Here is a 23,283-nt window from a genome sequence, read left to right on the forward strand (position 1 = left end):
CAACAGCTCATGCGCGCCAGTCGTGGAGGATCCACCGCGACTGGCCAGATGTCCATCTCCATGTCCATCTCCACAGTCATGCCCCGCCAACGAACGTCCGATCCTGATGGGACCGGTGGGAACGAGTTACGAATGCGGGGAGTCCGGCGGACCGACCGGAAGCCGGCACTCCTCCGCCCGGGCCAGCAGCAGTCCGCGCTCCCGCTCGTTGCGGGCCAGGGAGGCGGCCCGCTCGAACTCCGTGCGAGCCTCCTCCGTACGGCCAAGCCGCTGGAGCAGATCGCCGCGGACGCTCGGGAGCAAGTGGTAGTCGCGCAGTGCGGGTTCGGCGGCGAGGGTGTCGACGATGTCCAGGGCGGGGGCAGGGCCGTCGGCCATGGAGACGGCGACCGCGCGGTTCAACTCCACGACAGGAGAGGGGGTTTGGGTGGCGAGGAGACCGTAGAGGGTGGCGATACGGCGCCAGTCGGTCTCCTCGTAGGTGTACGCGAGCGCGTGGCAGGCGGCGATGGCCGCCTGGAGGGTGTACGGCCCCGGGGCGCCCGATGGGGGTCCCCCCTGCTCATGGGGGTCCCCCCTGTCCGAACGAAGCCGAGAACTCGGGGAAGAAGCCGAGAGCTTGGGGAAGGTGGCGTCGGCTCGGGCGAGGGCGGTGATGCCGCGGGCGATGAGCATGCGGTTCCAGCGGCGGCGGTTCTGGTCCTTCAGGAGGACGGGCTCGCCGTTCGGGCCGGTGCGGGCGGCGGTGCGGGATGCCTGGAACTCCAGCAGCGAGGTCAGTCCGTGCACCTCCGGTTCCGTCGGCATCAGGCCGGACAGTAGGCGGGCCAGCCGCAGCGCGTCCTCGCACAGGCCGGGGCGCAGCCAGTCGTCGCCTGCGGTGGCCGCATACCCCTCGTTGAAGATCAGGTAGATGACGTCCAGGACGGAGCCGAGGCGGGCCTCGCGGTCGGGGCCGTACGGCACCTCGAAGGCGACGTTCCTCGTGGCCAGGGTGCGCTTGGCGCGGACGATGCGCTGGGCGATCGTCGGCTCCGGGGTGAGGAACGCGCGGGCAATCTCGGCGGTGGTCAGGCCGCCGAGCAGGCGCAGGGTGAGGGCGGTGCGGGCCTCGGCGGACAGCACCGGGTGGCAGGCGGTGAAGACCAGGCGGAGCAGGTCGTCGTCGATGTCGCCCGGGTCGGGGGGTTCCTGTGGCAGCGCCGTCGTCTCCAGGCTGCGGCCGATCTCCTGGAGCTTGCGGGCGTAGTTCTCCCGGCGCCGGACCAGGTCGACGGCGCGGTGCCTGGCGACCGCCGTCAGCCAGGCACCCGGGTTGTCCGGCACCCCCTCCCGCGGCCACCGCTCCAGTGCCGCGACCAGCGCGTCCTGCGCGAGTTCCTCGGCGATACCGACGTCGCGAACGATGCGGGTGACGGCGGCGATGAGACGGGGGGACTCCAGGCGGAAGACGGTTTCGATGGCCGTGGTGGCAGGCGTGCCGGGGGTGGGGGTGGGCTGTGGTTCCACAGCCCACCATCGAACACCCCCGGCGCCCGTACGCCAAGGAACGCTCAGCCCTCGGCGATCTCCCGCACCTCACAGGTCACGGTCCAGAACTCCTCGTGGGTCTTGAGGAACCGCTTCGTCCACTCGATCGCCTCGGCCTTGTCCTTGCACTGCATGATCGCGTACCCGCCGACGACCTCCTTCGATTCCGTGAACGGCCCGTCGGTGACCGAGATCTTCCCGCCCTCCCAGTGCACCCGCGTCCCCTGCGCGGTCGGCGTCAGGCCCGCGGTGTCCAGCATCACCCCGGCCTTGGTGATCTCCTCGATCAGCTCCCCCATCCGCTGCATCAGCTCCGGGCTGGGGCCCTCGGCGGGGGCGGTCTTCTCGTCGATCTTCACGAGGGAGAGGTAACGCGGCATGGTGACTCCATCGGTTCAGGCGGGGCCGTTCCCCGCCGCTCACCCATTGCGTCGAACGGGAGCCGGGCGGATCGACATGCGCGCCGGATTTCTTCGGAGATTTTTTCCGCGAGATCGTCCGATGTTCGTCACCGGAAACGTCCAGCCCGTCTATGTGTAGCCCTGCGTCGCACTCACCGGACTCGGCATGCTCTACCGACCTCGGTCGCCGCGCCCTCGAGCAACGCCACCGCCCTTGAACAGACCGCCGAGGCCACGGCCGTGCGCGCAAGCGACTGCGCACCCATGCCGTTCCACCGGCTGGCCCGCACCCACTCGTCCTCGTCATCCCCTTCTCTTCACGGTGCTCTTCGCACTCTTCGCCGTGACCGGCGCCGGGCCCTTCGCCCTCTTCACTGCTTTGGCGCCCTTCGCCCTCTTCACTACTGCTTTGGCGCCCTTCGCTGTCTTCTCTGGGTGATGCGCACCTGGTCGCCCAGCTTGCGGCGCAATGCCGCCACGTGGACGTCGAGCGTCTTGCCGGCACAGCTCGAAGCCGTCGGCGTCCGGCAGCCCGAGGTCCAGCAGCACCAGGTCGGCAGGCCCGCGAACAGCACGGGCCAGCGCCGACGCACCATCCGGACACCACTCGCTGTCGTGCCCCGCACCCCGCAGCGCCGCGGCGAGGTGGCCCCCGATGGTCTCGTCGTCCTCGACAAGCACGATGCGCGCCACAGCCTCAGGCTAGCGGGGCGATTGATCGCGTACGACGCGACCGGCGGCGAGTTTCTGGAGGAGGCCGTAGGCGAGGACGGGGAGAAGGAGGTGCGGGCGGTCGGGAAGCGCGGTGGTGAGGAGAACAGCGCTGGCGCTGCTGTTGTTCATGCCGCAGGCGAGGGTGACGGACGACGCTGTGGAGGCGTCCAGACGGAGCAGCCGCGAGGTGACGCGGCCCACTGCGAAGCACAGGACGCACACGGTCGAGGCCACGGCCAGGGCCGCTGCCAGCAGCACAGGACGCGGATGGGTGAGAAAGGTGCCCAGGGCTCCGCTGGCATTGACGTAGGTCAGCACCAACGAGCCCCACAGCGCCGCGGGCACCGCGGTCCGAAGCAGCCGGTTCAGGGAACCACCGGACAGGAGGGTCCTCGCCAGCAGGCCCGCCCCGCAGGGCAGCAGGACGAAAGTGAGCGCGAAGCCGTTGCCGTACCCGGCCCGGGACAGTGTCCCCTGGTAGTCCCCTTGGAGCAGTGGAGACAACAACCCGATGGTCACCGGGGTGGTGAAGGGGCTGATGAGGGTCGAGGCCAGGACCAGCCCCACCATGACCGACTGCTCGCCGCGCCCTTTGCTGGTCCAGACCGTGGCGCCGGCCGCCACGGGCATCGCGACGATGAGGATCATCGCGGCGGTCAGACCGCTGCCGCCGTCGGAGTCCGGAGAGCGGTGCAACATGAACGTGATCAACGGAATGACCAGCAGCGGTGTCAGCAGATGGAGGGTGAGTCCGGTCAGCAGGGCGACGGGCCTGCGCAGGAGGTGGCCCAGCTCGTCAAGGGGGACTTGCAGTCCGGCCGCGAACAGCACCAGCGACAACAACAGCGGCGGCAGGGCCACGGAGAACGCACCGTTGACACCGGGCAGCGTGTGCGAGTGGCGGAGCCACAGGCCGGGCGCGGGCAGAGCTGTGGCGACGACATAAGCCATGGCCATGGCCCACCCCAGGTGTCGGCGCAGCCACGCGGTCGTTCGCGGCGGAGTGAGTGATGCGGGCGGCAGGGGGTTCATGAGGGCGCTCTTTCGTCGACGGCATGAGATCGCGGTCGAGCGCCTGTATCGCGAGTGCGGGGAGACACATGACAGTGATGATCCGGCGTGGGCCGTCCCTCCGTGGGCGCCGCAGCGCGCTGCTCAGGATGCGTTCAGGTTGCCGGTGGCACGGTCGGGCACCATGACAGCTGATATCCCTGGGGTCACGGAGACGCACGAGGCGTCCGGCCCCGCTCCCGCCCACGCCCGCCAGCGCCTCCGCTGGAACAAGGTCCCCGAAGTCACGGCGTACTTCTGGGTCATCAAAATCCTGTGCACCACGGTCGGCGAGACCGCGGCGGACTTGCTGAACGAGAAGTTGGGCCTGGGCCTGACCGGCGTGTCGCTGCTGATGAGCGTCCTGCTTGTCGCGGTCCTGGTGGCGCAGTTCCGCACCCGCGCCTACCGGCCCGGCATCTACTGGCTCGCCGTGGCGCTGATCAGCGTCGTGGGCACGCTGATCAGCGACAACCTCACCGACAACCTGGGCGTACCGCTGGAGACCAGCACCGTGGCCTTCGCGGTGGCCCTCGTCGTGGTGTTCGTGGCCTGGTACCGCAGCGAGCGCACGCTCTCCATCCACCACGTCGACACCACCCGACGCGAGTCCTTCTACTGGCTCGCCGTCCTGTTCACCTTCGCTCTGGGCACGGCAGCCGGTGACCTGGTCGCCGAGCGCATGGACCTCGGATACTGGATCTCCGCCGGCCTGTTCGCCCTGGCGATCGCCGCGGTCGCGGTGGCGCGCTTCGCCCTTGGCCTGGACGCGGTGTGGAGCTTCTGGATCGCCTACATCCTGACCCGCCCGCTGGGCGCGTCGATCGGCGACTACCTGTCCCAGCCGACCGCCGACGGCGGACTCGGCCTGGGCACGGTGATCACCAGTGTGCTGTTCTTGGGAGTCATCCTCGGCCTGGTGGTGTTCTTGACGGTCACCCGGCGGGACGTCTCGGAGCCGGAGCGGCTCACCCCGCAGACGAGCTGAGCGCGGATCGCCCCGGACGGCGGCCGGTCCCCGGGTTCCGGGGACCGGCCTCACCCGTCCGGGCTGCTTCGCGGGTGCGGCCGTTGGCGTTCAGGATGCGTTCAGGCTGCGGCTGGAAGCGTCGGGCGGTGGGCGACGTCATCGCTGCGCGCAGTGCACGTCGTACTCGTCACTTGTCGCCACTGTGCGCACTCCATAAGGCCCCCACGGCACGCCGTGGGGTGATGCGGGGCGCCTCCCAGAAGGGGATTGATCTTGCCTGAGCCCGAAGTCCTGACCGACATGGACGTCGCCGGCACCGACAGGAACGCGATGCGGAAGCTCCCGGAGGTCACACTGGCCTTCTGGGTCATGAAGACCGCCGCGACGACCCTCGGCGAGACGGCCGGTGACCTCTTCGCCCAGACCCTCAAGCTCGGCTACTTCCTGACCACCATCGCGCTGTTCCTGATCTTCGTGGTCACGCTGGTCGTACAGCTCCGGTCCCGACGCTACAACCCGTTCTTCTACTGGACCGTCATCCTGTCCACGAGCATGGCGGGCACCACGATGTCCGACTTCATGAACCGGGACGCCAGCGCCAAGTTCCTCACCGACGGCGCCAAGTCGCTCGGCTGGGGACCGCAGGGCCTGGGGCTGGGCTACCCCACCGGGGCCGCCATCCTGGTCTCGCTGCTGATCGCCATCTTCGTCATCTGGAAGTCCACCGGGCTGACGTTCGCCATCCGCGACATCGTCTCCTTCCGCGCGGAGGCCCTCTTCTGGGCCGCGATCCTCGTGTCGAACACGCTCGGCACCTCGATGGGCGACTTCCTCTCCGACAGCTCCGGACTCGGTTACGCGGGCGGCGCCCTGCTCGTTACCGGCGTACTCGCCGTACTCGTCGCCCTGATGCGGGTGCCGGCCGTGCCGAACGTGGTCCTGTTCTGGATCGCCTTCGTGCTCACCCGGCCCCTCGGGGCGACCGCCGGCGACTTCCTCACCAAGCCGCTCGCCAAGGGCGGCCTCGACCTCGGCACGGCGGGTTCGTCGGCGGTCCTCCTCGCGGTCCTGCTCGGCCTCATGGCCTACGCCCAGGTTCAGGAGCGCAGGACCGCGGCCTCCCAGGACAAGACCCTCACCGGCGTTTCCTGAACACCACCGGGACGGGTCATCCGGCGGGCAGGCTGACCACGAAGCGCGCACCCGGGACGTGCCCGGCGTCATGACGCACCTCACCGCCGGCGGAGCGGGCCAGGCGTCGCGCGAGCGGCAGACCCAGGCCCGCTCCGCCGTGTCCGTCCTCGGGGTCGGCGCGCTGCCCCGGCTGGAAGAGGCGCGCGGTGAAGGCGGCCGGGACGCCGGGACCGTCGTCGACGACCGCAACGCAGATGCCGTCGTCCGTCGGCGAGACCCGGACCGCGACCCGGGTGCGGGCGTATCGCAGCGCGTTGTCGACGAGCGGGGCGACGATGCGCTCCAGAAGTGCGGCGGGCACCCCGGCCACCAGGGCGTCCGCACCGGAAACTGTGATCGTGGCTTTCCCCGGGGCTTCGAGCCGGGCGGCGAGTCGAGGCAGCACGGCCATGGCGTCCGCCGTGCCGGGAACGGTGTGTGCGCCGGCCCTGGCGTCGTCGAGGACGGTCTCGCAGATGGTGCGCATCGAGGTGGCGGCGTCGGCGATGGCGGCGTGGGTGGCGCGGGTTTCGGTGGTGGAGCGGGGGCGGGCCTGCAACCAGTCGAGTTCGGCGGTGATCCGTGCCAGGGGGTTGCGCAGCTCGTGGGAAAGCTCCCGCGTGAGCTGCTGTTCGTGGCGCAGTACGGCACGGATCCGGTCCAGCAGCTCATCCAGCGAGGCCCCGAGCCGGGTGAGCTCGACGGGGCGGTCCCCGGCGCCGAAGCGCTGTTCGGAGGCGACCACGCTCCACCGGGTGGCCTGCTCGGTCATCGCCCGCACTGGCCGCAGGGCGCGTCCCACCGCCAGCCGGGTCAGGACGTAGGTGCAGGCCAGGACGCTGGCGTCGAAGGCGAGGGAGGCGATGATCAGGGTGTCGGCCGAGGCACGGTAGGGCGCGAGGTCCATGGCGGTGACGACGACGGCAGCGGGCCCGGCACCCGGCCGGACCCCGCCCACGGGCTCGGCGCACAGGCGTATCCGATCACCGGCCGTCACCTCGGCGCAGCGTTTGTCACCGTACGCGGCGAGACCGGCGGCGGCGCGGGTGATCGTGTCGCCGACCGGGGCGGAGGCGGGGTGCTCCAGCAGCCGGGTCCCCGCGTAGATCCATACGTTGGTGTCGAGGGCGGCGTCGTCCGGGGTCTCCAGGACGCGTACCGGGTGGTGGCGGGTGTCGACGGTCGCGGCCACGGTGGTGGCACGGGTGCGCAGTTCGTTGTCCGCCTGCTGCTGGAGGCGATGGCGAACGATCGTGTTGAACACGACGGTGAGGATCACCATCACCAGAGCGGCAGTGGTCAGTGCGATCAGGGACAGGCGGCCTCGCAGCGTCCGGGGTCGGCAGCGGCCGGCCAGCGTGGCGAGGAGGTTGGGGACGGTACTCATGACAGCCGGTGTCCGATCCCCCTGAGGGTGCTGATCGTCAGGCCGCTGCCTGCATCCCGGATCTTGCGACGCAGCCGGCTCAGGTACTGGTCGAGGGTGTTGTCGCTGACCTGCGCGCCCTCCGGCCAACCGGCCCGGACCAGCTCCTTTCTGGGTACCACCGCTCCCAGGCCGGCCATCAGCGTGGCCAGCAGGCGGAACTCGGTGGGCGTCAGCGCCACGTCGACGTCCCGTACGCACAGGCTGTGGTGCACCGGGTCCAGGACCAGGTCCCCGGCGGTCGTGGGGGCGGTGGGCCCGGAACGTTTGAGGGCAGCACGCAGTCGGGCCGCGAGTTCGGCGAGGTGGAACGGCTTGGGAAGGTAGTCGTCACCCCCGGCGGAGAACCCGCTGAGACGGTCGTGGAGTTGGTGGTGCGCGGTCAGGAAGACGACCGGGCTGACGAACCCCCGCGCCCGCATCGCCTGGCACACGTCCCGTCCGTCCGCGTCGGGCAGCCCGACGTCCAGCACCACCGCGTCCACACCGTCGTCGACCAGCCGCAGGGCGGTGGCGCCGTCCTGGGCGGCCAGCGTTTCGAAGCCCTCGTCGCGCAGTCCGCGCACCAGCACATCGCGCAGGGCATGGTCGTCCTCGACGACCATGATGGTGAGACGCAACAACATCACCTCACTGGCTCGGGCACTCGTCCCGGGGTACAGGGCCGGCCGCAGTTCGCCGGGCAGGCCGACAGCCGAGGGCGGCGGCCCGCAGCGCCCGTGGCGGACACGGCGTGGACGTCCGGATCCCGGGGCTGCTCCCCAGACCGCTTTAGGACGGGTCGCCCCTTGCCGTGGTCGCACTGCGGGGGCAGCCGGGTGACCATGCCCCCAGCGACTACAACCGGGTAGACGGTCTACTGCACTGTAGACGAACAAGAGTGGGGGAAGTTCGTGATCGAGGACACGCCTCGTCCACTCCGTTGCGTTCATGTGGCGGGACGTGGTGCCCGACGCGGGCCCGGAACTCGGCTCGCCGTCGCTCAGGCGGTGATGCGCTCCGCAGGGCCGGTCCACCACCCAGTGGACAGCGCGACACCAACCCACCGGTCGCATTGCATCTGCCGTGAACGTCGCCACCCCACGCCCCTGCGCGGGATCGAGCCGGCTACCGGAAGTCGGTTCGGCTCTCGGCCATCTCGACGCTGCTGTGCAGTTCGTTCGCCGCGTGGAGCGTGGAGGCGGCCGAGAGGGCGAGACAGCCGACCAGAAGGGCCGCAACCAGCCGGCGGCGTGAGCCGCGCGGTCCGGTCGCCCGGGTGGTGCCGGAATCCATGAGAGCCGCGACACGTCGAGGTACGGGTCCGCACGTGGCTCCGGGCACGAGCCTCGGGCGGCCTTCGGGTGCCACGGCCGCGAGAGCTGCCCTGCCGATCGCCCGGGCCGCGAGCTGCCGATCTCCTACAGCTTCGGCCGCGACCTCGTCCGCCCACCGCTCCAGGGCGTAGGTGAGCGGCTCACGCAGGCCGCGCAACAGCGGGTGCAGCGTTGCCGCCAGGTGCGCGCAGCTCAGGAACAGGTGGTGCCTTCCGGCGAGGTGTGCGCGCTCGTGGGCGAAGAGGACTTCGCGCTCCTCGGCGCTCAGCGACCGCAGCATCGCGCTGCTGACCACGATGCGGCCCCGGCGGCCGAAGGGGCCGGGCAGGGCGTAGGCGTAAGGGCGTTCGTCGGGATGTACGGACAGCTCACCGCTCGCGGTCCCGGCGGCCTGCCGGGCCGCCCGTAGCTCCCGCCAGTTGCGTGCGACGACGGCAACGGCCGCCACTGCTGCGCCGACGAGGAGGCCGGCAGCGAGGATCCCGACGGGCAGCGTCAGCTGCGTGCGGTCGTCCAGCAAGCCTGGCGAGATGCCTTCCAGCGCGGCGACCGGGGCGATCTGCAGGGCACCGCCCAGGGCAAGGACACCCAGGGCCGCGGTGCTGCACACGCCCAGCAGGGCCGAGCACGCCCCCAGCGTCCACGCGGCGGTGCGCGGGCTGAGTCGCGCGGTGACGCGGCGGGCGACCGGGACCGCGAGCAGCGGGATCAGCAGCGGGACCCAGACCACGAATTTCATGCGTCGGCCTCCTCGCCACCGTTCAGCAGGGCCCGAAGCGTCTTCTCGTCCTCGTCGCTCAGGTCGGAGACGAACCGGGCCAGGATGCGGCCGCGGTCCTCGCCGCGGTCGAGTTCGGCGCGCATTCGACGAGCGCTCAGTCCAGGAGCGTCCGACGCCGGGAGATAGGCGTAGCCGCGTCCGGACCGCGAGCGGGTGACGATGCCCTTCTCGTGCAGCCTGGCCAGGATCGTCGTCACGGTCGTGCGGGCGAGTTCGGACCCCAGCGCCGTGCGGACCTCCCCGGCAGTGAGGCCGCCATCTGCGGCCCACAGCGCGGCCAGCACACTCGCTTCCAGTTCGCCGGACGGCCGGCGGTCGCCGCGCTCCTCAGTCATGGAACGGATTATCCCATGACATCGTCTACAGTGATGTAGACCGACTACATTGCTGTAGACAGACCGGGCGGCCCGCCGCCCCATGCCCCTCTCGGAAGGTGCCCGGCGTGCCGTGGTGTCCACAATTCTGCGCTCTGACCGCACACGGCCAGCTTGCGGTCGACGTCCTCGACGCCGGGTCGCTGCTGACCGCCTTCGGCGCGCTGGGCGTGGCTGTCGTCCTCTTCGCCGAGACCGGTCTGCTGGTCGGCTTCTTCCTGCCCGGCGACTCCCTGCTCTTCACCGCGGGGCTGCTGTGCGTGCCCAGTGGAACGGGGATGCATCTATCTCTTTCGCAGGTTCTCCTCGCGGCGGTCGGCGGGGCGCTGGCCGGAGCCCAGGCCCGGGTACTGGATCGGTCGCCGGGGCGGCCGGGCGCTCCTCGCCCGCAGCCGGTCCCGGCACCTGCATGAGGGAGCCGAACGCGCCGAGGAACTGCTGGCGCGCTATGGGCACGCCAAGGCCATCGTCTTGGCGCGCTTCGTCCCTGTCGTCCGCACCGTTCTCAACCCCCTGGCCGGAGCGCTCAAGGTCCCGGCACGGGTCTTCCTCCTGTGGCAGGTCATCGGCGGCCTGGCGTGGACCGTGGGCCTGGTGCTCGCCGGGTACGCACTCGGTTCCTCCATCCCCAACGTCGACCGCTACTTGCTGCCCCTGGTCGCCCTCATCGTGCTCCTTTCCCTTCTCCCCCTCGCACGAGAGGTTCTGCGGAGCCGTCGCACCCGCCGCGACCGAGGCACTGCCGGGGGCGAGGCATGATGAACCGCGTACCCCTTTCCGCCCACCCGGCCTTCTATGACGACAGCCTCTACGCCTCCGTGACACGCCTCGCTCACCGCACACCCGCCGCAGTGGATTCGGTGATCTCCGCGTGGTCCGAGTACGGCCTCGGGCTGTTCGCCGTCCTCATGATCATCGCGTGGTGGCGGGCGCGCACGGCCGGGCTGCCGCAACTGCCCGCGCTGGCGGTGCCGGCCGTGGTCGTGCTCGCCTACGCGGCCAACGACGCCCTCAAGAGCCAGGTGGCAGAGCAGCGTCCCTGCCAGGTCTTGCCGGTAAAGCCGCTGGATCCCTGTCCGGCGCTGGGTGACTGGTCATTCCCGAGTAACCACGCTGCGATAGCCGCGGCGGCGGCCGCCGGTCTGTGGGGCATCGATCGGCTCCTGGGGTGGGTTGCCGCCTCGGCCGCGCTACTGATGGCCGCCTCCAGGGTCTGGATCGGCGCGCATTACCCGCACGATGCCCTTGCCGGTCTCCTGGTCGGGGCCGTCTTCGGCACCCTGCTGATCCACGTGGCCAAGCGGAGCGCCACCCTGTTCGGGCGGGGGCGCGCTCCCCGACAGGTGTCGGCGCAATGAGTGCGCCGGATGCCGTCGGCCCGGTGCGCGGGCCCCGGCCTGCCTGCCGCTCCTGGCCCGGCCCGCTGCGGATGGCAGCGGTCTGCGCCGCACTGTTCGCCGCACTCGTGACCACCGCCCTCACGGGAGGCGGGAAGGGGGCGCTGCCCGGCGATCGAGCGCTGCACGACTGGACGCTGGTTCACCGACCGGACGCGGCCGTGGCGACGGCCCGGGCGTTGACCGACTCCGGCACCGGTATCTGGCCCTATCTCCTAGTCGCGTTCGCCGGATTCCTCACGGGTCGCGGCGCACGAGGACGGACAGCCGGCGCGGTCGCCGCCCTCGCCGTACTCCTGCTCGGCCAGGGGCTGCGACTTGCCCTGATGCTGGTCATAGCCCGGCCACGGCCACCGCATGCCGACTGGGCAACGCACGCTTCACGCTTCTCGATGCCTTCCGGGCACAGCACCACCTCTGCCCTCGTCGCCGGACTCGTGTGCTGGGCCGCCGCCCACGCCGCACGGCGAATCCTGCGCTGGTGCGTCTGGGGGCCGACTGTGCTGTGGGCGGCCGGTGTCGGTCTCACACGGATCTATCTGGGCGTTCGCTGGCCGAGCGATGTCGTCACCGGCTGGCTGCTGGCCGCTGCCTACCTGGCTACCATGGTTGCTCTCACCAGAGGCCGGCTGCCCGTTCCCAGGCCCCCGCGAACGCCTCGCGGCACGGGCTGAGCAGTGCCGCCCGGGCTGACGACACTCAGGACATGGCGACTCCCGGCGGGCAGCGGGCGGTCGAGGACAGCAGATTCCGCAGCGCAGGACTACTTCCGAGGTGTCCACACTGCCCTCAAGTATGGTTGCCCCAGCAGGACGCCCTCCGCAGCCGCATCGCGGTGGTGACTGGAGCGACGCGGGGAGCCGGCCGCGGGATCGCTGCCGCATTGGGGGAAGCCGGTGCGACGGTGATCTGTACTGGGCGAAGCAGCAGGACCCACTCCTCATCTCGACAGGGGAAACCACCGCGCTGATGCTGGTGTTCAGAGCGTCTCGTCCTGCTGACGACGCAGCAGCACTGCCACCGAGGGCGGCGACCGGCGCATCGTCCGCCACACCGACGGCGCGGTCCCCTCCATCGGGACCCCGACGCCGAGCACTTTCAGGCCATGCTGAGCCGCTTGCAGGATGCCGTGCACCTCGACCGTGCGCGCACTGGGGTCGATGTCGCCCACGATCCCGTGCTTGGCGTAGCGGGGTAGCCCGAGGCACCCGTCTCCCCCGTCACCTCGACGACCGCCGATCTGACGGCTGAGTCCTCCGCCACGGCACCGCCCCTGCCCTCCGCATGTTCGGGAACCAACAAGATCGTGAAACGCCGCGGCTTTGTAGTCACGCTCCGACATTTAAGTGCCGGCGTCATCAGCCGTGGGACAGGCGCGTGACACGGGGCCCACATGCGGGCACTGCTCACCGCCTCGGCCGCAGGACACGGGATCTCTCGCGCCGTCGCCACGGCGGTCAGCAGCGGACCGCACCTCTTGGACGAGATCACCGAGGCCGCGACGGCTGACGCGATGGTCAGTGCCGTACTGCGATCGGCGTGCGACGTCGACTACCGGGTCGAATGAGTGCGACAGGAAGCCGCATTCTTGATCTTGTATAGCAAAGCATGGCATTCACCCATAGGATGGATATTGCTGGCGCACTGGCGTGCCAGACAGGCACGTGAAGTCGGTGCGGAAGGGCCATCGACTCGGGTACGGGATGCCTATGGATCGGGCCGCCGGTCCGGCGCGGACCGTGATCCTGACCGTGGACGACGACCCGGGCGTGTCGCGTGCTGTCGCCCGCGATCTGCGGCGACGCTACGGCGGGTCGTACCGCATTGTGCGCGCGGAGTCCGGCGAGTCCGCTCTTGCCGCCCTGCGCGAGCTGAAGCTGCGCGGCGGCCCCGTCGCGGTGATCGTGGCCGACTACCGGATGCCGAACATGAACGGCATCGAGTTCCTCGAGCAGGCTCTTGACATCTACCCCGACACCCGGCGGGTCCTGCTGACCGCGTACGCGGACACCAATGCGGCCATCGACGCGATCAATGTCGTCGACCTCGACCACTACCTCCTCAAGCCCTGGGAGCCGCCCGAGGAGAAGCTCTACCCCGTCATCGACGATCTCTTGTCGGCCTGGCGGGCCACCGACCACCGGCCGGTGCCCCTCACCAAGGTCGTCGGACACCGCTGGTCGGCGCGTTCGTCGGCCGTACGGGAGTTCCTGGCCCGCAACCAGGTGCCGTACCGGTGGTACTCGTCCGACGACCCGGAAGGCCGGCGGCTGCTGTGCGCCGCGGGCCAGGAGGGCCTGCGGCTCCCGCTGGTGATCACTCCGGACGGCACGGCCCTCATCGAACCCGGGGACCGGGAGCTCGCCACTCGGGTCGGCCTGGCGACGACCCCGGCAACCGACGTCTACGACCTCGTCATCATCGGCGGCGGACCAGCCGGTTTGGGTGCGGCGGTGTACGGGGCCTCCGAGGGCCTGCGGACCGTCCTCGTGGAACGCTCTGCGACCGGAGGCCAGGCGGGCCAGAGCTCGCGCATCGAGAACTATCTCGGATTTCCGGACGGAGTCTCCGGGGCACAGCTCACGGACCGGGCTCGGCGTCAGGCGGCGAAGTTCGGTGCCGAGATACTGACCGCGTGCGAGGTCACCGGGCTGGAGATCAATGGCGCGTCGCGCGTCGTCCGGTTCTCGGACGGCTCCGCTGTCGCCGCGCACTCCGTGATTCTCGCGACCGGCGTGTCGTACCGACAACTGGATGCACCCCACGTGGCCGAGTTGACCGGCTGCGGAGTGTTCTACGGCTCGGCCCTGACCGAAGCAGCCGCGTGCCAGGGCCATGACGTGTACATCGTGGGCGGCGCGAACTCCGCAGGCCAGGCCGCGATATACCTGGCCCGGAGCGCCAAGTCGGTCACCGTACTGGTGCGCAGGCCGTCCTTGTCCACGTCGATGTCGCACTACCTCATCCAGCAGGTGGACGAGACACCCGCGATCTCCGTAAGGACCAACACGGTGGTCGACGCCGCCCACGGCTCGCGGCAACTGGAACGGCTCACCCTGCGCGACATCGCGACCGGCCACACCGAACTCGTCGACGCCCAGTGGATGTTCGTCTTCATCGGCGCAGCCCCGCTGACCGACTGGCTGGAGGGCACGGTGCTCCGGGACTCCCGCGGGTTCATCCTGACCGGCCCCGATCTGACCGCCGAGGGGCGCCCGCCGGCCGGCTGGGAGTTGGACCGGCCGCCGTACCACTTGGAGACCAACGTCCCGGGCGTGTTCGTGGCCGGGGACGCCCGCGCCGAGTCCGCCAAACGTGTCGCTTCCGCGGTAGGCGAGGGAGCCATGGCGGTCATGCTCGCCCACCGGTATCTGGAGCAGTCATGAACGGCCGGCCGCTGCCGTGCAGCCGGGAGGAACTGGGCTCGCTGTTCCTGTTCGAGAAGCTGGACCCCGACCAGATCGCCCGGCTCTGCCGCGAAGGCCGTGTGGAGGAGTTCGAGCCCGGGCCCGTGTACGCCGAGGGCGACGATGCCACGTGCTTCTACGTGTTGCTCGAAGGGACCATCGTTCTCTCGCGCCGGATCGGGGACTACGACGTGGAGATCACCCGCAGCTCCAGCCGCGGGGTGTACGCGGGAGCCTTCCAGGCCTATCTGGGCGACCGCCTGCGGCAGGTCTACAACAGCTCGCTCCGTGTTCTTGAGCCCACACGCTTCTTCGTACTGCCCGCGGAGACCTTCGCCGCGATCATGCGTGAGTGGTTTCCCATGGCCGTGCACCTCCTCGAAGGCCTCTTCTTCGGCACCAAGAGCGCCCAGGAGGCCGTCGGCCAGCGAGAACGGCTCCTGGCTCTCGGATCGCTGTCCGCAGGGCTGACCCATGAGCTGAACAACCCCGCCGCCGCGGCCGTGCGCGCCACGTCCGCGCTCCGTGACCGTGTTGCCGGGATGCGCCACAAGCTCGGCATCCTCGCGGCACGCCCGTACCGGCGCGACACTCTGGAGACGCTCATCGACGTCCAAGAACGCACCGCCGAACGCGTCGCCAAGGCCACCGCCCTGAGCCCGCTGGAAGCCTCGGACCGGGAGGACACCCTCTCCGACTGGCTGGACGACCACGGCATCGGGGACGGATGGCAGCTCGCGCCGACCTTCGTACAGGCCGGCCTCGACACCGACTGGCTGGACCAGGTCGCCGCAGCGGTGGACGCGGACACCCTCGAAGATGCCGTGCGGTGGCTCAACTGCACTGTCGAAATCGAGGTGTTGATGAACGAAATCGAGGAGTCGACCACCCGCGTCTCGGCCCTCGTGACCGCGGCCAAACAGTACTCGCAACTCGATCGAGCACCCCACCAGGTCGCAGATGTGCATGAGCTGCTCGACAGCACCCTGCTGATGGTCTCCGCGAAGATCGGTCCCCACATCACCGTCGTCAAGGACTACGACCGCCGCCTGCCGAAGATCCCCGGCTACCCCAGCGAGCTCAACCAGGTATGGACGAATCTGATCGACAACGCCGTCTCGGCGATGGACAGCACCGGCGGCGACGGCACGTTGACCGTACGGACCGCGCGTGATGGCGACCATCTACTCGTCGAATTCCGCGACACCGGTCCAGGAGTCCGCGCGGAGTTCCGCGATCGCATCTTCGACCCGTTCTTCACCACCAAACCGGTAGGTGAGGGCACCGGTCTCGGCTTGGACATCTCATGGCGCATCGTCGTCAACAAGCACAACGGGGACCTGCGGTTCCAGTCCGTTCCCGGCGACACACGCTTCCAGGTACGCCTCCCGCTGGCCTCCGCCGACCCCCCTCCCCCACAGGAGGAGACCTCATGAGTTCTCCCGACGGAATCGACCCCTCGGTTCCACCCAGCGGAACCGGATGCGCCGAGTGCGACGCGGCCGGCGGCTGGTGGTTCCACCTGCGACGCTGCGCACAGTGCGGCCACATCGGCTGCTGCGACGACTCGCCGGCCAAGCACGGGACGGCTCACGCGCGGGCCACCGGGCACCCGCTGATCCGCAGCTTCGAACCGGGCGAAACCTGGTTCTACAACTACGAGACCTCGGAGATGTACGCCTCGGGCCCGCCCCTGGCTCCCCCTGAGAGCCACCCGGCCGATCAGCCCACCCCTGGCCCCGCGGGACGAGTCCCGGAGGACTGGGCCGACCGGCTGGGATAGGCAGAAGGGCTGAGATCTCATCGCGCGGGCACACGGGCCGAGGACAGGGCATCAGTCCGGTGCCCCAGCCGAGCACCGCCCAACCGAGCACTGGCCAAGATGGCGAGGCGATGGACCTCGTGGCACCTGGTCGGCCGGGTGTTCCGCAGCCGCACGGAGGGACGGCCGATGCGAGTCACCGTCGTGGGAGAGGGCATCGCCGGGCTGACCTGCGCTCCCGCTACCTCCGCGACGGGAACATCATCGGCTGGGCGCGGGGCCGCTGGGAAGTCGGCCCCCGCGCGCTCGGGAACCGGTCGATCCTCGCCGCTTCCTTCACCGAGGAGACGACGGGCAGGCTCAACAAGATCAAGCAGCGCGAGGGATACCGCCCCATCGCCCCGATCTGTCTGGAGCAGGACGCGGGCCGCTGGTTCGGTGGAGGGGTCCCCGATCCCTACATGCTGTACTTCAGCCAGGTCGAGTCCAGCGAACTGCAGGCAGTGACGCACGTCGACGGAACAGCTCGCACTCAGACCGTCGACCCGACGGCGAACCCGGAAATGGCCGAACTGCTGACCTCCTTCGGAGAATTGACCGGATTCAGCGTCCTCTGCCACACCTCGCTCAACCATTCGGGACGCGGGTTCATCAACCGCACCAGCGACCTGATTGCATACGGCGAACTCCACGGGCTGGATGGATATGCCGTCAATGGCACCTTCATTACCCCGCGGCGATAATGCACCCGCCGCCGAATCGGTCAACTTCCGGGCAACCAAGGATGGCGCCTACAGCTTCAGCGAGCGCTGGCGGCTCGAACTGGAGCAGATGGCGAGCAGCGCAAACTGAGAGCACGTCGCCGTGACCGGCCAACCGCCGCCCACAACGGCCGAGAGCTCCCCCGCCCCGTCCTGTACGCCGGAAGAGGAAATGGGTGAGAGTGACGCTGCTCCGGGCCGACGCCTGCCCGGGCCAGCGCGCGCAGACAGCCGTGCGGGCCTGCCGTCGGCGGAAGATCATGCCGCTCTCCTTGGTGAACGCGTTGACGAGATGGACTCGGGCGTGCTGATAGCCGGGCAGGTACGGGAGCTCCTCGGCGAAGAGGCGGTAGACCTCCGCCCTCTCCTGCAATGGCGACCTGATGGCCGGAGACTTCGTGGCCACACCGTTGATGGGCGTCGTCAAGGGGCGGGCAGCCAACCCGCCCTTCCACGATGGGAGGCTCGGCAACCTGGAGAGCCTGCGCACGATGCGGGCCCTCGGCCCCACCAAGCTCCGCGTCGGCAACGCCACGCCCCTCGACCCTGAGCGAGTAGGACACTGGGCGACGGCGGAGCAGCGACGGCTCGACTGCCTCGCGGCCCGAGGACGCCTGTGCGCCGAGGAAAAGGGCGCGGCGGGACCACAGATACTCGCACCGGACCGCCAAGTCGGGTCGCCGACATGGCCACGGTCGACGTCCTCGATTCCGTCCTCGACGAGCACTGTCCGCCCTTGGGCGACGGTCCCGCGCTCTTCCGCGCCCTCGCGGTGCAGGCCGCCTATGTCACCGAAGCCGTCCAGGCCGCGGATCCGCCGGGCGAGATCGCTGCTTACGAGGCCGACCGCCTGCCCACCGAATGCGTACGCACCGGCCGGCCGATCTTGATCTCCCACATGGATGACGCCGCCATGGCCCGCATCGCCCGGGACGACCGCGCCGCCACGGTGCTGGCCCGCGCCGGCGTGCATTCCTACATGCTGCTCCCGCTCACCGCTCGCGGCCAGATCCTTGGCTTCCTGGGGCTGAGCCGTGCCCGTAACCCGCAGCCCTTCGATGAGGACGACCTCGCCCTCGCCGGTGAGCTGGCCTCCCGCGCCGCGGTGTGCATCGACAACGCCCGCTCGCACCAGACGGTCCGCAATGCAGCCGAGACCCTTCAGCGCAGCCTGCTCCCGGATCACCCGCCGCACCTCCCCGGCCTTGAGGTCGCTTCCCGGTACCGGCCTGCACAGGCGGCCTACGAGGTCGGTGGCGACTGGTACGACGTCCTCCCGCTCGACGGCGACAAGACCGTGCTGGTTGTGGGAGACGTCATGGGCAGTGGTATCGACGCCGCCGTCACCATGGGCCGCCTGCGCACCGGCACCAGCGACTTCGCCGACCTCGACCTGGACCCTGCCCAGGTCCTCCATCACCTCGACAAGATCACCTCAGGGCTTGAGCAGTACATAGCCACCTGCGTCTATGCCGTCTACGATCCGCACCGCGCGGAGTGCCACATCTCCACCGCAGGCCATCTGCCGCCGGTCCTGGTGCGCAATGGCAAGCACCCGGAACTGCTCGACCTTCCGACCGGCACCCCACTCGGGGTTGGTGGCGTGCCCTTCGTGACCACGACCGTCCCCGTCGGCGCTGGTGATCGGCTGGTCCTGTACACCGACGGCCTCGTCGAGGTCCGTCATCACCCCATCGACGAACGCCTCAACACCCTCCTGCGCCTGCTGGACGCACCCGACCGCACGTTGGAGGAAACCTGCGACCGACTCCTTCGCGAACTCCGGCTTCCCGCTGATCCGGATGATGTCGCCGTGCTCATCGCATGCATGCAACCCTTCGCATCCGACTCTTGAAGTACGCCCCAGTCCGGCAGATCGCGAGAATGATCATCTACACAGGGCTGAAGACCATCGGATGGATCACGCCTGACACGTCCCTACCCAACCCACTCGAACCGGCCGCGTACCGCCGTGACGGGCGGCCGGCATACCCGATCCGCAGGACCTCACCCGACGACGACTTCACCAAGCCCGGTGACGAGGGCGGCACCCCGAGCGGTGGAGTCACGCAGAAGGACCTGCCGTGACTGCTGGCTCACGCGAACCACGGCGCCACGGCCGGCGCAGCCAGGAGCCGAGTCATGGGGCAGGAGTGGCACCGCGTACGGCCTGATGCACCACGCGCGCCAAGCGCGCACCCCATGGCAACAATGTCGGTCGTGCCCGGCGCAACCGGGACGACGCTGCCCTCCGCCGGCGAGGCAGCCCACCCCCGTACGGTCACGCCCGCCGTGGCGACGGCCACGGCGCCACCGTCATCCGCACGAGCGTGGGCCGAGCGACCGACCGCGCACGCACTGGACCAGGATGTTCCCCCGCCCCTCTCCCAAGTTGATCATTCGTCGTGGGCACTGCCTGGAATCAGCGGCGCATTTGGTAGGTCCCGGTCTGAATTTGGGAATCCCAGGTATGCGCAGACGGCGGCATTGTCGCCCGTTGCATCGGCAAGGCGGGCTACGGCGCCGAAGGTGCGGCCTGGATTCGCTCGATCTCCGTTTGGGCTCGTCGATGGGATATCCGGCATCGATCAGATTCGGACGCCGGTCTCGACGGACAGCACACCGGCGGCCACGCCCTTGACCGTGCCTCATGCCGATCGGCGTCGGCGTCCTCTGCGGACCACTCATGACCGCACGGGACAGGGTCCTTACAGCCCGCCTCTCAGATCCGGCTTGTCGTGCGTGTGATCGAGCCGGGGCATTCAGAGACGGCACAGTGCCCGTGTCATGCAAGGAGGCGTTCATGGATGCCGCCCAACCTGAGAGTTCTCCGCGCTGGACGGTGGGGGCGGCCGGTGTCGGCGGCCGTCCCCACCAGCTCGCTCAGTAGCCGATCGTGAAGCGGCGCTGGACGAAGCGCGGCAGTTCGGCCTCGTCGATCAGGGCGACCGCGGCGTCCTCCGCCGAGATGCGGCTGCGGCCGTCGGCGTCCAGGACGGGCTGATCACCGCCGATGCGGAAGCGGCCGGTGCGCTCGCCGGGGGCGATCTCCTCGGCCGGGCTGAAGTACGTCCACAGCCGGTTCGAGGTGCGCAGCACGTTCAGTGCGTCCCGGTGGCCGCGCACCGCTGCCGCGTAGTCGCGGGGCAGTCCGAGTTGGTCGAGGCTCTCGTGCAGCAGTTCATCGGAGTCGGCGCGTACTACTCCCGGCTCGATCTCCAGACTGCCGGCGCCGCCGATCACGATGAGCCTGGTTCGAGGGTGGCTGGCCAGGGCTGTCAGCAGGGCTCGCGCCGCGGTGGCGTACACCGTGGGGTCGGCAATCGAGCGCGCCACGGTGTCCGAGAAGTCCTTGGCCGCGTTCCCAGGCTGGAATCCACTGATCAGCACGTCCAGGCCGGGGAGAACGGCAGCAATGGTCGCCGGGTCGAGGGCGTCGACGCTCGCCCAGGTGACGTTCTCCCTGCGTTCCTCCGCCCTCGGGCGTGCAACGTCGCGGCTGAATGCCGTGACGCGGTGCCCTCGGTCGAGAGCTTCGGTGACAACCCGGCTGCCGATGGTTCCGGTGGCTCCAATGACTCCAATGTGCATGGTCTCCCCTAGGTCATGCGAAGGTCACCGCACCCTGTGCGGCGACGGCGTGCAGTAACTATACGCCGTGAAGTTTCACTACGGCACCATGAATCGTGACGCTGTATTGTGTTCATGTGACGGGTAGTGGAAGCCGGGGACGGCGCGAGCGGCTGCGGGCCGAGACGACGGCCGAAATCAAGAGCGTGGCACTGGCGTTGATGGCCACGGGTGGTCCCGACGCCATCACGCTCCGGGCGATCGCCCGCGAGATGGGCATGACCGCCAACGCCATCTACGGCTACTTCGCTACCCGCGACGACCTTGTCACCGCACTCATCCGCGACGTGTACGGCGCTCTCGCCGACGTCGTGGACGCCGCGTGGGAAGCCGCCCCTCCCGACGATCCGGCCGCCCGGATCCGGGCCTGGTCCGACGCCTTCCGCGGCTGGGCCCTGGCCAACCCCGAGGGATTCCGGCTCGTCTACGGCGACCCCGTCGCCGGCTATCAGGCCCCGGAGGGCGGGGCCGCCCCGGACGCCGCCCGCCGGGTCTGCCTCGGCGTCACCGCGCTGGCTGCGGCAGCCTGGCCCCATACCGAACACCTCCACCGGGACAGCCGGTTCGAGTGGTCCGACTTCGACCCCGGCCTGCTCGACAAGGTCCGTCCGGCCTTCCCGGCGCTGCCGCCGGCCGGCGTCGCCCTCGCACTTCGCCTCTGGGCCCGCCTGCACGGCCTGGTATCGCTCGAGGTGTACGGCCACCTGCGCACCCAGACCGGCAGCCCGCAAAAGCTCTACCAGGAGGAACTCGATCAGGTGGTACGAGCGTTGGGGATCCCCGAGCGCACCTGACGACTCGCCCGACAGACCGCCGCCGGCCACGCCGGCGGCGCGATCCGGCCGCTGATGCCGGAGGCTCTCTCCCATGGGCGCAGTGATGCCCGCAGGGGTGGTTACCAGGGGCGGATGAGGACGGTGCCGACCTTGCCGGGCCGTACCGCGTGTTCCACAGCCTCTGCCAGGTCACCGAGACCGTAGGTGGCGGCCACATCGAACTGGTCCTTGAACGCCATCGCGATCAGCTTCGCGGCGGCGACGTCGGATGCCTGCCTCTCGGCGGAGGCGTCTGACATCCAGCGGCCGATGCTCCTGCCGCGCAGCGTCAGCGATTTGTGCAGCAGCGTCGACGCGGGCAGTGAGATCGGCTCCGCGGCCATCTGCCCGTAGCAGATGAGCTTTCCGCCCGGCGTCAGCAGGTCCAGAAGGCTCTCGGCGAGTTTCCCGCCGATCGGATCTAGAGCCACACTCACCGGACGGCCGTCCGCCGCGCTGCGGACGTCATCGGCCCAGCCTGCATGCTCCGTCGCCACCACCGGCACGTCCGGGAAACGTTTACGCAGTTCCGCGGCACCGCGTTCGCTGCGGACGACGTCGACGATCGAGATGCTGTGGGCCAGGCACACGGCGGTCAGCAGTCGTCCGACCGACGAGCCGGCCGCGGTCTGCAACAGAACACCGTCGTACCCGATGGAGGCATGTGCCTCCGCCTCGCGGCGCAGCATCACTGCGGTGATCGGGTTCACGAGCATCTGCGCGGCGACCTCGTCGGGCACTTTTGCTGGTACGGCGACCACCACCCGAGCGGCCGCCATGATCCACTGGGACCAGGCGCCCGGGTGCGGGAAGACCGTCACCCGCGCGCCGGGTTCGACCCCCGGTGCCACCGGTGTGTCCGGGCCGATGGCCTCCACCACGCCGGTGGCTTCGATGCCGGCGGGGGCCGGTTGTCCGCTGTTCCTTGGATACGCCTCGACGGCCTGGAGATCACCAGGGTGCACGGGGAACGCGGTGGTGCGGACGAGTACTTGACCGGTCTGCGGCGCTGCCGGCTCCGGCTCCTCGATGACGGTCAGGACGTCGGCGGGCGGCCCGCCGCGGGTGTAGACGACACGACGGCTCATGACGCTCCTCCTGTGTGTGCTGGGCATTCGCGTCCGGGGTGACCGAGGTCTGGGTCGTCAGCCGGCATCCTGAAGCAGGAAGTGCCGTGCGCTGAGCGGGCCGTCGAGCTGCATCAGCCGGCCACCCTCTCGCAGACCACCGAGATCCAGTGCGGCGAAACCGAACGCGTCCAGCAAAGCGGCCACGGCCGCCTTCGCGTCGGCGTCGTCGCCCGCGTAGAAGACCACCTGGCGGCCTTCCTCGTGCCGGGGGTTCCCGGCGATGAACGCGGCGAACAGGGTGTTGAACGCCTTCACGATCCGCGCTCCGGGAAGGCGCTCGGCGACCCATTCACTGCCCGTGCGGTCACCGACGTCGTACCGGCCCCGCCAGGGGTTGGCCGCGGCGAACTGATTCGTCGTGTCGACGACGATCTTCCCGGACCAGTCGGTAAGGCCAGTCAGGTCCGGTACGGCGAAGAACGGCACCGCGAGGAAGACGAGGTCCGGCTGCGCTGCCTCCTCGGCTGTCACCGCGTGGGCCTTCGGCCCCAGCTGCGCCACGACGGCCTTGAGTGTCTCCGGTCCCCGGCTGTTGCCGATGAGTACCTCATGTCCGTGACGGACAGCCTTGTCGGCGACGGCCCGGCCGACCTCTCCCGCGCCGAGAATGCCGATGGTGCTGTGTGCTGTCATGCTGCTCATCCTT

At 69.8% G+C, this 23,283-nt stretch carries 23 protein-coding genes and 2 pseudogenes; 13 read left to right on the forward strand and 12 right to left on the reverse strand.

Annotated elements, in window-relative coordinates; genetic code table 11:
• Window positions 1-126 precede the first annotated feature (126 nt).
• From ADL29_RS18610 to ADL29_RS18620, 4 genes are all read right to left on the reverse strand, one after another.
• Window positions 127-1,509, reverse strand: coding sequence for an RNA polymerase sigma factor (locus ADL29_RS18610; RefSeq protein WP_053924776.1), 1,383 nt, complete (start codon window positions 1,507-1,509; stop codon window positions 127-129).
• A gap of 44 nt (window positions 1,510-1,553) precedes the next feature.
• A complete protein-coding gene (locus tag ADL29_RS18615; protein ID WP_053924777.1) occupies window positions 1,554-1,910 on the reverse strand; it encodes a YciI family protein in 357 nt (118 codons plus the stop codon).
• A 324-nt stretch (window positions 1,911-2,234) separates the two neighbouring features.
• Window positions 2,235-2,624, reverse strand: a complete 390-nt coding sequence (locus ADL29_RS41180) for a response regulator transcription factor (protein WP_078971108.1) — start codon at window positions 2,622-2,624, stop codon at window positions 2,235-2,237.
• Between the two features lie 9 nt (window positions 2,625-2,633).
• A complete protein-coding gene (locus ADL29_RS18620; protein ID WP_053924778.1) occupies window positions 2,634-3,677 on the reverse strand; it encodes a bile acid:sodium symporter family protein in 1,044 nt (347 codons plus the stop codon).
• Window positions 3,678-3,840: 163 nt separating this feature from the next.
• Here ADL29_RS18620 and ADL29_RS18625 point away from each other — a divergent pair, with 163 nt between their 5' ends.
• Together ADL29_RS18625 and ADL29_RS18630 are read left to right on the forward strand one after the other, a co-directional pair.
• The gene (locus ADL29_RS18625) at window positions 3,841-4,683 is read left to right on the forward strand and encodes a COG4705 family protein (protein ID WP_053924832.1); all 843 of its coding nucleotides are present in this window, start codon (window positions 3,841-3,843) and stop codon (window positions 4,681-4,683) included.
• 255 nt (window positions 4,684-4,938) lie between these two features.
• Complete coding sequence (locus ADL29_RS18630) at window positions 4,939-5,817, forward strand: COG4705 family protein (RefSeq protein ID WP_211274345.1); 879 nt, start codon at window positions 4,939-4,941, stop codon at window positions 5,815-5,817.
• 16 nt (window positions 5,818-5,833) lie between these two features.
• Here ADL29_RS18630 and ADL29_RS18635 read toward each other — a convergent pair whose 3' ends face one another.
• The 4 genes from ADL29_RS18635 to ADL29_RS18650 all read right to left on the reverse strand — a co-directional run bounded on the left by ADL29_RS18635 (window position 5,834) and on the right by ADL29_RS18650 (window position 9,696).
• Window positions 5,834-7,225: a sensor histidine kinase gene (locus ADL29_RS18635; protein ID WP_053924779.1), complete on the reverse strand. Its 1,392-nt coding sequence runs from the start codon at window positions 7,223-7,225 to the stop codon at window positions 5,834-5,836.
• On the reverse strand, window positions 7,222-7,884 hold the full coding sequence (locus tag ADL29_RS18640; RefSeq protein WP_053924780.1) for a response regulator transcription factor: 663 nt from the start codon (window positions 7,882-7,884) through the stop codon (window positions 7,222-7,224). The genes ADL29_RS18635 and ADL29_RS18640 overlap by 4 nt, the downstream gene beginning before the upstream one ends.
• Window positions 7,885-8,371: 487 nt before the next feature.
• On the reverse strand, window positions 8,372-9,319 hold the full coding sequence (locus ADL29_RS18645; protein WP_053924781.1) for a M56 family metallopeptidase: 948 nt from the start codon (window positions 9,317-9,319) through the stop codon (window positions 8,372-8,374).
• On the reverse strand, window positions 9,316-9,696 hold the full coding sequence (locus ADL29_RS18650) for a BlaI/MecI/CopY family transcriptional regulator (RefSeq protein WP_053924782.1): 381 nt from the start codon (window positions 9,694-9,696) through the stop codon (window positions 9,316-9,318). Before ADL29_RS18650 ends, ADL29_RS18645 begins: the two co-directional genes overlap by 4 nt.
• A gap of 134 nt (window positions 9,697-9,830) precedes the next feature.
• Here ADL29_RS18650 and ADL29_RS18655 point away from each other — a divergent pair.
• The 3 genes and pseudogenes from ADL29_RS18655 (at window position 9,831) to ADL29_RS41185 (ending at window position 11,806) form a co-directional block, all read left to right on the forward strand.
• Window positions 9,831-10,494, forward strand: a pseudogene (locus tag ADL29_RS18655) (DedA family protein).
• Entirely contained in the window at window positions 10,491-11,093 is a 603-nt protein-coding gene (locus ADL29_RS18660; RefSeq protein ID WP_245689508.1) for a phosphatase PAP2 family protein, read from the forward strand. The pseudogene ADL29_RS18655 and the gene ADL29_RS18660 overlap by 4 nt, the downstream one beginning before the upstream one ends.
• Window positions 11,090-11,806 (forward strand): phosphatase PAP2 family protein, encoded by a 717-nt coding sequence (locus ADL29_RS41185; RefSeq protein ID WP_078971110.1) that lies wholly within the window; start codon window positions 11,090-11,092, stop codon window positions 11,804-11,806. Before ADL29_RS18660 ends, ADL29_RS41185 begins: the two co-directional genes overlap by 4 nt.
• A gap of 305 nt (window positions 11,807-12,111) precedes the next feature.
• Here the strand turns inward: ADL29_RS41185 and ADL29_RS46630 are convergent, their stop codons facing one another.
• The gene (locus ADL29_RS46630) at window positions 12,112-12,303 is read right to left on the reverse strand and encodes a hypothetical protein (RefSeq protein WP_053924784.1); all 192 of its coding nucleotides are present in this window, start codon (window positions 12,301-12,303) and stop codon (window positions 12,112-12,114) included.
• A 222-nt stretch (window positions 12,304-12,525) separates the two neighbouring features.
• Between ADL29_RS46630 and ADL29_RS43530 the strand changes: the two genes are divergently transcribed.
• The 7 genes and pseudogenes from ADL29_RS43530 to ADL29_RS18700 all read left to right on the forward strand — a co-directional run bounded on the left by ADL29_RS43530 (window position 12,526) and on the right by ADL29_RS18700 (window position 19,150).
• Complete coding sequence (locus ADL29_RS43530) at window positions 12,526-12,699, forward strand: hypothetical protein (protein ID WP_157878531.1); 174 nt, start codon at window positions 12,526-12,528, stop codon at window positions 12,697-12,699.
• Window positions 12,700-12,841: 142 nt separating this feature from the next.
• Entirely contained in the window at window positions 12,842-14,518 is a 1,677-nt protein-coding gene (locus ADL29_RS18670) for an NAD(P)/FAD-dependent oxidoreductase (RefSeq protein WP_053924785.1), read from the forward strand.
• On the forward strand, window positions 14,515-15,975 hold the full coding sequence (locus ADL29_RS18675) for an ATP-binding protein (RefSeq protein ID WP_053924786.1): 1,461 nt from the start codon (window positions 14,515-14,517) through the stop codon (window positions 15,973-15,975). The genes ADL29_RS18670 and ADL29_RS18675 overlap by 4 nt, the downstream gene beginning before the upstream one ends.
• On the forward strand, window positions 15,972-16,322 hold the full coding sequence (locus ADL29_RS18680) for a UBP-type zinc finger domain-containing protein (protein ID WP_053924787.1): 351 nt from the start codon (window positions 15,972-15,974) through the stop codon (window positions 16,320-16,322). The genes ADL29_RS18675 and ADL29_RS18680 overlap by 4 nt, the downstream gene beginning before the upstream one ends.
• Before the next feature lie 110 nt (window positions 16,323-16,432).
• Entirely contained in the window at window positions 16,433-17,044 is a 612-nt protein-coding gene (locus ADL29_RS18685; protein WP_053924788.1) for a carbamoyltransferase C-terminal domain-containing protein, read from the forward strand.
• Between the two features lie 694 nt (window positions 17,045-17,738).
• Window positions 17,739-18,917, forward strand: a pseudogene (locus ADL29_RS18695) (PP2C family protein-serine/threonine phosphatase); the annotation flags it as partial.
• Between the two features lie 29 nt (window positions 18,918-18,946).
• Window positions 18,947-19,150 carry a hypothetical protein gene (locus ADL29_RS18700; protein ID WP_053924790.1) on the forward strand — a complete coding sequence of 68 codons (204 nt, stop codon included), beginning with the start codon at window positions 18,947-18,949 and terminating at the stop codon, window positions 19,148-19,150.
• A gap of 795 nt (window positions 19,151-19,945) precedes the next feature.
• Here the strand turns inward: ADL29_RS18700 and ADL29_RS18705 are convergent.
• Window positions 19,946-20,653, reverse strand: a complete 708-nt coding sequence (locus ADL29_RS18705) for an NAD(P)-dependent oxidoreductase (protein ID WP_053924791.1) — start codon at window positions 20,651-20,653, stop codon at window positions 19,946-19,948.
• Window positions 20,654-20,769: 116 nt separating this feature from the next.
• Here ADL29_RS18705 and ADL29_RS18710 point away from each other — a divergent pair, with 116 nt between their 5' ends.
• Window positions 20,770-21,486, forward strand: a complete 717-nt coding sequence (locus ADL29_RS18710; RefSeq protein WP_053924792.1) for a TetR/AcrR family transcriptional regulator — start codon at window positions 20,770-20,772, stop codon at window positions 21,484-21,486.
• A gap of 101 nt (window positions 21,487-21,587) precedes the next feature.
• Here ADL29_RS18710 and ADL29_RS18715 read toward each other — a convergent pair whose 3' ends face one another.
• Window positions 21,588-22,595 carry a zinc-binding dehydrogenase gene (locus ADL29_RS18715; protein WP_053924793.1) on the reverse strand — a complete coding sequence of 336 codons (1,008 nt, stop codon included), beginning with the start codon at window positions 22,593-22,595 and terminating at the stop codon, window positions 21,588-21,590.
• Window positions 22,596-22,652: 57 nt separating this feature from the next.
• The gene (locus ADL29_RS18720; RefSeq protein WP_053924794.1) at window positions 22,653-23,270 is read right to left on the reverse strand and encodes an NADPH-dependent F420 reductase; all 618 of its coding nucleotides are present in this window, start codon (window positions 23,268-23,270) and stop codon (window positions 22,653-22,655) included.
• Between the last annotated feature and the right edge of the window lie 13 nt (window positions 23,271-23,283).

It is taken from the genome of Streptomyces chattanoogensis (genome assembly GCF_001294335.1).
Taxonomy (GTDB): Bacteria; Actinomycetota; Actinomycetes; order Streptomycetales; family Streptomycetaceae; genus Streptomyces; species Streptomyces chattanoogensis.

Bases quoted from the DNA above. Each gene is read 5' to 3' on its own strand.
- ADL29_RS18615 (WP_053924777.1), bottom strand. From the start codon at position 1,910: ATGCCGCGTTACCTCTCCCTCGTGAAGATCGACGAGAAGACCGCCCCC.
- ADL29_RS18620 (WP_053924778.1), bottom strand. From the start codon at position 3,677: ATGAACCCCCTGCCGCCCGCATCACTCACTCCGCCGCGAACGACCGCG.
- ADL29_RS18625 (WP_053924832.1), top strand. From the start codon at position 3,841: ATGACAGCTGATATCCCTGGGGTCACGGAGACGCACGAGGCGTCCGGC.
- ADL29_RS18635 (WP_053924779.1), bottom strand. From the start codon at position 7,225: ATGAGTACCGTCCCCAACCTCCTCGCCACGCTGGCCGGCCGCTGCCGA.
- ADL29_RS18645 (WP_053924781.1), bottom strand. From the start codon at position 9,319: ATGAAATTCGTGGTCTGGGTCCCGCTGCTGATCCCGCTGCTCGCGGTC.
- ADL29_RS18650 (WP_053924782.1), bottom strand. From the start codon at position 9,696: ATGACTGAGGAGCGCGGCGACCGCCGGCCGTCCGGCGAACTGGAAGCG.
- ADL29_RS18660 (WP_245689508.1), top strand. From the start codon at position 10,491: ATGATGAACCGCGTACCCCTTTCCGCCCACCCGGCCTTCTATGACGAC.
- ADL29_RS41185 (WP_078971110.1), top strand. From the start codon at position 11,090: ATGAGTGCGCCGGATGCCGTCGGCCCGGTGCGCGGGCCCCGGCCTGCC.
- ADL29_RS43530 (WP_157878531.1), top strand. From the start codon at position 12,526: ATGCGGGCACTGCTCACCGCCTCGGCCGCAGGACACGGGATCTCTCGC.
- ADL29_RS18670 (WP_053924785.1), top strand. From the start codon at position 12,842: ATGGATCGGGCCGCCGGTCCGGCGCGGACCGTGATCCTGACCGTGGAC.
- ADL29_RS18675 (WP_053924786.1), top strand. From the start codon at position 14,515: ATGAACGGCCGGCCGCTGCCGTGCAGCCGGGAGGAACTGGGCTCGCTG.
- ADL29_RS18680 (WP_053924787.1), top strand. From the start codon at position 15,972: ATGAGTTCTCCCGACGGAATCGACCCCTCGGTTCCACCCAGCGGAACC.
- ADL29_RS18685 (WP_053924788.1), top strand. From the start codon at position 16,433: ATGGACCTCGTGGCACCTGGTCGGCCGGGTGTTCCGCAGCCGCACGGA.
- ADL29_RS18700 (WP_053924790.1), top strand. From the start codon at position 18,947: ATGATCATCTACACAGGGCTGAAGACCATCGGATGGATCACGCCTGAC.
- ADL29_RS18705 (WP_053924791.1), bottom strand. From the start codon at position 20,653: ATGCACATTGGAGTCATTGGAGCCACCGGAACCATCGGCAGCCGGGTT.
- ADL29_RS18715 (WP_053924793.1), bottom strand. From the start codon at position 22,595: ATGAGCCGTCGTGTCGTCTACACCCGCGGCGGGCCGCCCGCCGACGTC.
- ADL29_RS18720 (WP_053924794.1), bottom strand. From the start codon at position 23,270: ATGACAGCACACAGCACCATCGGCATTCTCGGCGCGGGAGAGGTCGGC.